This window comes from uncultured Limnohabitans sp., from assembly GCF_937889215.1.
Taxonomy (GTDB): Bacteria; Pseudomonadota; Gammaproteobacteria; order Burkholderiales; family Burkholderiaceae_C; genus Limnohabitans_A.
This window is the reverse complement of record NZ_CALBEX010000447.1, coordinates 1-5,619: the sequence shown is the minus strand read 5'-3', so window position 1 is coordinate 5,619 and position 5,619 is coordinate 1. Positions and strand designations below refer to the sequence as shown.

The 5,619-nt window shown below is 59.7% G+C and carries 6 protein-coding genes; all 6 read left to right on the top strand.

All coding sequences use genetic code 11. The features are described 5' to 3' along the window. Nucleotides 1-1,074: LPS export ABC transporter permease LptF (gene lptF / locus Q0341_RS11395; RefSeq protein ID WP_299513355.1), on the top strand; the 1,074-nt coding region annotated here is incomplete at its 5' end. After that, nucleotides 1,071-2,177, top strand: a complete 1,107-nt coding sequence (gene lptG / locus Q0341_RS11390) for an LPS export ABC transporter permease LptG (RefSeq protein WP_299513353.1) — start codon at nucleotides 1,071-1,073, stop codon at nucleotides 2,175-2,177. The genes lptF and lptG, both read left to right, overlap by 4 nt. Continuing rightward, nucleotides 2,174-2,569, top strand: coding sequence for a CbiX/SirB N-terminal domain-containing protein (locus Q0341_RS11385; RefSeq protein WP_299513323.1), 396 nt, complete (start codon nucleotides 2,174-2,176; stop codon nucleotides 2,567-2,569). The genes lptG and Q0341_RS11385 overlap by 4 nt, the downstream gene beginning before the upstream one ends. A gap of 35 nt (nucleotides 2,570-2,604) precedes the next feature. Continuing rightward, on the top strand, nucleotides 2,605-3,546 hold the full coding sequence (locus tag Q0341_RS11380) for a CysB family HTH-type transcriptional regulator (RefSeq protein WP_299513320.1): 942 nt from the start codon (nucleotides 2,605-2,607) through the stop codon (nucleotides 3,544-3,546). A gap of 21 nt (nucleotides 3,547-3,567) precedes the next feature. Next, a complete protein-coding gene (locus tag Q0341_RS11375) occupies nucleotides 3,568-4,737 on the top strand; it encodes a pyridoxal phosphate-dependent aminotransferase (RefSeq protein WP_299513319.1) in 1,170 nt (389 codons plus the stop codon). Next, nucleotides 4,738-5,619, top strand: an 882-nt coding sequence (locus tag Q0341_RS11370; protein WP_299513318.1) for an alpha/beta fold hydrolase, incomplete at its 3' end; no start/stop codon positions are given.

Genomic DNA, 5,619 nt, shown 5'->3' with positions numbered 1-5,619 from the left:
CGCAATTTTGGCGCCACGCTGGTGATCCTGGTGACCATCGTGATGACCATCATTTTGATCCGCACGCTGGGTTTGGCCAGCCGTGGCAGCGTGAACCCGTCTGAGGTCATGTTGGTCATGGGTTTCAGCGTGCTGGGGCAGATGACCACCATCATGACCTTGAGCCTGTTCATTGCTTGTGTTGCCACTTTGTCGCGCATGTACGCTGACAGCGAAATGGTCATCTGGTTTTCCAGCGGTCAGGGCTTGGGGCAGTTCATCCGACCGTTGTTTCGTTTTGCTTGGCCCATCTTGCTCGTGATTGCCTTGCTGGCCTTGTTCGTGTGGCCTTGGAGTCAGCAACAAATTCAAGATCTCCGTCAGCGCTTTGAAAAACGCAACGACGTTGAGCGCATCGCACCCGGCCAGTTCCAAGAGTCGGCCGGCGGTAACCGTGTTTTCTTCATTGACAAAGACAGCCCTGGTGAGAGCAACGGCAACAATGTGTTCGTCTCCAGCCGCGACGGCCAGCTCGAAAGTGTTACCACCGCCTCGCGCGGCCGGGTGGAGTTTGTGGGCACCGACCGGTTCTTGTTTCTGGAGAACGGCCAACAATGGCTCACAGATCTGGTTACTGGCGAAACACGCCTGACCCAGTTTGACCGCTACCAACTGCTGATCGACGCCAACTTTGTGCCCACCAACACCGAACGCAGCAGCCGACAAAGCACCACTTGGCAACTGATCGGACAACCCACCCTCACCAACCAAGGCGAGCTGACTTGGCGCATTGGCTTGATGTTCACCGCTTCCAACCTGGTCCTGCTGGCCTTGGCACTGTCGGCCGTGAACCCCCGTGTCGGGCGCAGTTACCACTTGGGTTTGGCGCTCTTGGTGTTTGTGGTTTATTACAACCTGCTCACCGTGGGTCAAAACTGGATCAGCGCAGGCCGTATCGGTGCCCTGCCCTTTGTGCTGCTCCTGCACGGCGGTGTCATGGCCCTGGCTTTGCTCTGGCTCGCTTTGCGGCACATCAACTGGAGTTGGCGGTATCTGGCCCCGGTGGTGCGCCCCATAAAGGGGGCCAACCCATGAAAACCGTTCGCCATCTGCTTTACGGCGAAATCATCCGTGCCGTGCTCTTCGTGGCTGTGGGCTTTCTGGCTTTGTTTCTGTTTTTTGACCTGCTCGACGAGCTGCAGGCCTTGTCACGCCACGCCGCGCAGGGCTACAAACTCCAGCATGCCCTGTTGTACATTGCGCTCAAAACCCCTGACCATCTCCGTGAATTGCTGCCCATCTCGGTCCTGATTGGGAGCATCTTTGTCATGGCGCGACTGGCCCAAAGCTCTGAATTCACCATCTTGCGCACAGGGGGGCTGGAGCCCTGGATGGCCCTGTCTTTGCTGCTCAAGCTGGGGCTGGTGTTTGTCGGCCTGACCTTCTTTTTTGGTGACTACGCCGCACCCTGGGCAGAGCGACAAGCGCAGCAAATCAAAGCCCCGTTTTTGGGCCAGCTGACGGTTGGGCAAACCGGGGCTTGGTTGCGAGAAAAACAAGGCGGCCAACAATTCGCGGTCAACGTGCGCACTTTTGATGGCATAGGGCAGATGCAAAATGTGCGCATCCATGCCTTCAACGACCAAGGCCAGTTGCTGAGCATCACCACGGCCCGGCAAGCGCAAATCCAGCCAGGCCAATGGCAGCTGAGCGACGTGCAAGAGAAAACAATCCTCAAGCCCAGCGCCACCAATCCGGCGCAGTTCAGCGCGGTTTCGCTCGCAAGCAAAGTTTGGCCCACCGACATCAGCGCCGACATGGTGGCCGCAGCCGTGCTCAGTCCCGACCGGATGAGCACTTGGGAGCTGTTTGGTTACATGACCCACCTCTCAGCCAACAACCAAAACGCCCAGCGCTACGAAATTGAGTTTTGGCGCAAATTGTTCTATCCCTTGAGCTGCTTGGTTATGTTGGTGCTGGCCCTGCCCTTTGCCTATTTGCACTTTCGTTCGGGGCAAATCGCCGGTCATGTTTTTAGTGGCGTGCTCGCGGGCATCAGTTTCTCGCTGCTCAACAACGTGTTCAACTTTGTTGGCAACCTGCAAAACTGGCAGCCCCTGCTGACCGCTGCTGCGCCTGCGCTTATTTACAGTGCCATCTCATTGGCTGCTTTTTGGTGGATGGTTTTAAGACGATGACAAACTCCTTGACTCAGCCCAGCGGCGTGATTTTGTTCGCCCATGGTTCCCGTGACCCGCTTTGGCGCTTGCCCATTGACGCCGTGGCCCAGCGCATGCGTGCGCAGCACCCTGGCCTGCCTGTGGCCGTGGCTTTTTTAGAGCTGACCGAGCCGGACCTGCCCCACACCGTGGAGGCGCTGATGAAACAAGGCGTGGCCCATGTGCGCATCGTGCCCATGTTTTTGGGCGTTGGCCGACACGCCCGCGAAGACCTGCCCGAACTGGTGCAAGGCCTGACCGAGGCCTACCCGCAAATGTCATTTGAACTCTTGCCCGCCATCGGTGAACACCCTGCCATGACGGCACTCATGGCCGAAATCGCGGTCGGATCGGCAGAGTCAGACCTTTAAAGCATAATGCAGGCCATCCATATAACGATAAACATATGAACCTGCACCAATTTCGTTTCGTCCAGGAAGCCGCCCGCCGCAACCTGAATCTGACCGAAACCGCCAAAGCCCTTCACACCTCGCAGCCAGGGGTCTCCAAAGCCATCATCGAACTCGAAGAAGAGCTGGGCATCGACATCTTTGCCCGGCACGGTAAACGGCTCAAACGCATCACCGAACCCGGGCAGCATGTGCTGCAAAGCATCGAGCTGATCCTGCGTGAAGTGGCCAACTTGCGCAAAATCGGCGAACAATACAGCGCGCAAGACAGCGGCACCCTGTCGATTGCCACCACCCACACCCAAGCGCGCTACGTGCTGCCTCTGCCGGTAGCCAAACTGCGAGAACAGTACCCCAAGGTCAACGTCAGCCTGCACCAAGGCGCCCCGGACCAAGTCGCCAAAATGCTGCTCGACGACACGGCCGAAATCGGCATCGCCACCGAATCCTTGGCGGCCTACGAAGACCTGGTGACCCTGCCCTGCTACGAATGGCAACACGTTTTGGTGCTGCCGATGGACCACCCGCTGGCCAGCAAAAGCCACCTCTCGCTCGAGGACATCGCCAGCGAACCCCTCATCACTTATCACCCCTCGTTCACTGGTCGTACCCGCATTGACCATGCCTTTGCAGCCAAAAAAATCACCCCTCGCATCGCCCTCGAAGCCATCGACTCCGACGTCATCAAAACCTATGTGAGGCTGGGGCTGGGCATCGGCATCGTGGCCGAAATGGCCGTGCAAGACGACCCGATCAAAGACCTGGCTGTACGACCCTTGGGCCAACTGCTGGGCATGAACGTGGCTCGTGTCGCTTTCAAGCGTGGCGCCTATTTGCGCCAATTTGTCTACCAGTTTGCCGAGCTGCTGAGCGACCGGCTCACCGCACCACTCATTGCCCGTGCCATGAACGGGCACAACAACGACTACGAACTCTGAACACCGCCATCTGTCTTTGCCATGAACGTCCGCACCCCTGCCCTCGTCTCCAAAGCGCCCCACATGGGCACCACCATCTTCACCGTCATGTCCGCCCTGGCGGCCGAAAAAAAAGCCGTCAACCTCGGCCAGGGCTTTCCGGACTTTCCGTGTGACCCCCGACTCACCGACTTGGTGGGCGACGCCATGCGCGAAGGCCTCAACCAATACCCGCCCATGCCCGGCGTGGCCCCGCTGCGCGAAGCTGTGGCCGCCAAAATCGAAGCCCTGTACAGCCGATCCTACAACCCGGCCACTGAAATCACAGTCACTGCCGGTGCCACCCAGGCCATCCTCGCCATCATCTTGGCCATCGTGCACCCTGGCGACGAAGTCATCGTGCTCGAGCCCTGCTACGACAGCTATGTGCCCAACATCGAGTTGGCAGGCGGCCGCGTGGTGCGCGTGCCCCTGACCCCAGGGAGCTTTCGGCCCGACTTTGACCGCATCCGCGCCGCCATCGGCCAGCGCACCCGAGCCATCTTGATCAACACCCCGCACAACCCCAGCGGCATGGTCTGGACCCGCGAGGAAATGCTCACCTTGCAAGAGATTTTGGCCCCCACCAACATCGTGCTCATCAGCGACGAGGTCTACGAACACATGGTCTACGCCCCCTTGCAGCACTGGAGCGCCGCACACTTCGACGGCCTGGCTGAGCGCGCCTTCATCGTCTCCAGCTTTGGCAAAACCTACCACGTCACGGGCTGGAAAGTCGGCACCGTCGCTGCGCCTGCAGACTACACCGCCGAGCTGCGCAAAGTGCACCAGTTCATGGTGTTCACGGTGAACACCCCCATGCAACATGCCCTGGCCCGCTACATGGCCGACCCTGCACCCTACCTGGAGTTGCCGGCGTTTTACCAACGCAAGCGCGATCTGTTTCGCAAGGGCTTGGCACAAACCCACTTCAAACTCTTGCCTGGTGAAGGCACCTACTTCCAATGTGCCGACATCTCGGGCCTGCAAGTGCCCGAAAGAAACCTCAGCGAGGCAGACTTTTGCCAATGGCTGACCGCTGAGATCGGCGTGGCCGCCATCCCCCTCTCAGCCTTTTATGGCAACGGCTTCGACCAAAAAGTCATCCGCTTTTGCTTTGCCAAAACTGACGAAACCTTGCACGCTGCGCTGCACAAACTCCAAGGCCTTTGAGTGTCAGCGAACAAAGCCAAGCTGCAGCCCTTCAAACTTCTCCAGCGCGGTCTCGCCACCGCTGGCCTCGCGCTGCTGACCGCCTGTTCAGCCTCCGCCCCGCAAGCCCTCTCGCCAGTGCTGCCCGACAAAATTGGGGGCAGTCATCCCGTCCCATCCAGCCCCACCCGCTTTGATTTGCCTGAAGGCCAAAGCCTGATCGGAAGGTTTTGGGCCAGCCCTAAACCCCGGCACATTGTGCTCGGCGTGCACGGCTTCAACGACTACAGCAAAGCCTTTGATCCGCTCGCCCAGCACTTGGTGACCGAGCTGCAAGCCACCGTGTACGCCTACGACCAACGCGGCTTTGGCGCCAATCCGCGACCCGGCATCTGGCCTGGCGCAGACACGCTGCTGGCTGATCTGCGCCACATCGCAGCCCAGCTGCGCGAGCGCCACCCCGGCCTGCCGCTCACGGTGGTGGGTGAAAGCATGGGTGGTGCGGTGGTGCTGGTGGCTGCCAGCGAAGCGCCCGGCCTTGCCGCAGACCGACTGATCCTCAAAGCACCCGCTGTTTGGGGCGCGAACAGCATGCCCTGGTACCAACGCCTGAGCCTGTTCACCATGAATCTGGTCGCACCCGACATGAGTTTCACTGGCCGTGGTCTGCCCTCACTGGGCATCCGCCCCACCGACGACATTGACGTTTCACGCGACTTGAGCCGCGACCCTCTGTTCATCAAGGCCACCCGCGTTGGCAGCCTTGCCGGGGTGACCGAACTCATGGGCCGTGCCCAAACCCAAACCGCCCTGCCACCCCAACGCGCCTTGGTGCTTTACGGCCTGCGCGACCGCATCATTCCGCTGCAACCGGTGTGCGATTGGCTCATGCACATTAACACC

What these genes read in the sequence shown, in the direction of transcription:
- lptG (WP_299513353.1), top strand. Translation starts at nt 1,071, where the DNA reads ATGAAAACCGTTCGCCATCTGCTTTACGGCGAAATCATCCGTGCCGTG.
- Q0341_RS11375 (WP_299513319.1), top strand. Translation starts at nt 3,568, where the DNA reads ATGAACGTCCGCACCCCTGCCCTCGTCTCCAAAGCGCCCCACATGGGC.
- Q0341_RS11385 (WP_299513323.1), top strand. Translation starts at nt 2,174, where the DNA reads ATGACAAACTCCTTGACTCAGCCCAGCGGCGTGATTTTGTTCGCCCAT.
- Q0341_RS11380 (WP_299513320.1), top strand. Translation starts at nt 2,605, where the DNA reads ATGAACCTGCACCAATTTCGTTTCGTCCAGGAAGCCGCCCGCCGCAAC.